Genomic DNA, 1323 nt, shown 5'->3' with positions numbered 1-1323 from the left:
GGTCGCCGCCAGCGAAGACGCCCGCTCGACCGCCTACACCGTGAGCGTCGACGCCGCGCAGGGGGTCACCACCGGCATCAGCGCCCATGACCGCGCCCACACGCTGAACGTGCTGTCGAACCCGGAGTCGACGTCGACCAGCATCATCCGCCCGGGCCACGTACTGCCTCTGCGGGCGGTCGACGGCGGCGTGCGCGAGCGCAGCGGCCACACCGAGGCCGCCGTCGAGCTCATGAAGCTGGCGGGGCTCCGCCCGGTCGGAGCGATCGCGGAGGTCGTCGCGGAGGACGGCAGCATGATGCGCCTGCCCGGACTCATCGAGCTCGGTGCGCGAGACGGCGTACCCGTGATCACGATCGAGCAGCTGATCGCCCACCTGAACGAGATCGACCCCGATGGCGCGACGCCCAGTGCGCACCGCGGACGCCGCGTGAGCCTTCGCGCCGACGCCACCGTCCCGACCACGCACGGCGCGTTCCGCTTCCTCGCGTACAAGGACCGCATCACCGGCACCGACCACATCGCGGTCGTCTCCGGCGAGCCGGGCGACACCGCGCTGGTACGCGTGCACTCGGAGTGCCTGACCGGCGAGGCGTTCGGGTCGCTGAAGTGCGAGTGCGGCCCACAGCTCGACTCCGCTCTCGACGCGATCGAGAAGGAGGGCGGGATCGTCATCTACATGCGCGGCCACGAGGGGCGAGGGATCGGCCTGATCAACAAGCTGCGCGCCTACAGCCTGCAGGAGGAGGGCCTCGACACGGTCGATGCCAACCTCGCTCTTGGCCTGCCCGCAGATGCGCGCGACTACGCCGCGGCGGCCGGCATCCTCTCGGACCTCGGCGTATCGAAGGTGCGTCTGCTGACGAACAACACCGACAAGGTCGCGCAATTGCGCGAACTCGGCCTCGACGTGATCGAGCAGGTGCCGCTGATCGTCGGGGTCGGCCCGAACAACCACCAGTACCTGGAGACCAAGCGTGACCGGATGGGTCACATCATCGGCGAAGCAGACCTCGCAGAGGCCCTCGCCCACGGAAAGGACGACGAATGAGCGGCGCGGGAGCACCCGAGACGGGAAACATCGACGGGCGGGGTCTGAACGTCGTCATCATCGCCGGCACCTGGCACGAGACGATATCGAACGGCCTGATCGCCGGGGCGGAGCGCGTGCTCGACGCCGCCGACGCCACGCACCGGCTCGTGCGCGTGCCCGGCTCCTTCGAGCTCGCGATCGCCGCGCAGGCCGCTTTCGCCGGGGGAGCCGACGCGGTCGTCGCGCTGGGCGTGATCATCCGCGGCGGAACCCCGCACTTCGAGTACGTC

The 1323-nt window shown here is 70.1% G+C and carries 2 protein-coding genes; both read left to right on the top strand.

Annotation, left to right across the window (positions count from 1 at the left end):
- The coding region (ribA, locus tag AX744_RS09775) for a GTP cyclohydrolase II (RefSeq protein ID WP_061016598.1) at positions 1–1051 on the top strand (1051 nt) is incomplete at its 5' end.
- A partial coding sequence (locus AX744_RS09770) for a 6,7-dimethyl-8-ribityllumazine synthase (RefSeq protein WP_197429206.1) occupies positions 1048–1323 on the top strand: 276 nt, incomplete at its 3' end. The genes ribA and AX744_RS09770, both read left to right, overlap by 4 nt.

The organism is Microbacterium sp. CCH5-D1 (assembly GCF_001557335.1).
GTDB lineage: Bacteria > Actinomycetota > Actinomycetes > Actinomycetales > Microbacteriaceae > Microbacterium > Microbacterium oxydans.
This window is presented reverse-complemented; position numbering and strand designations above follow the sequence as displayed.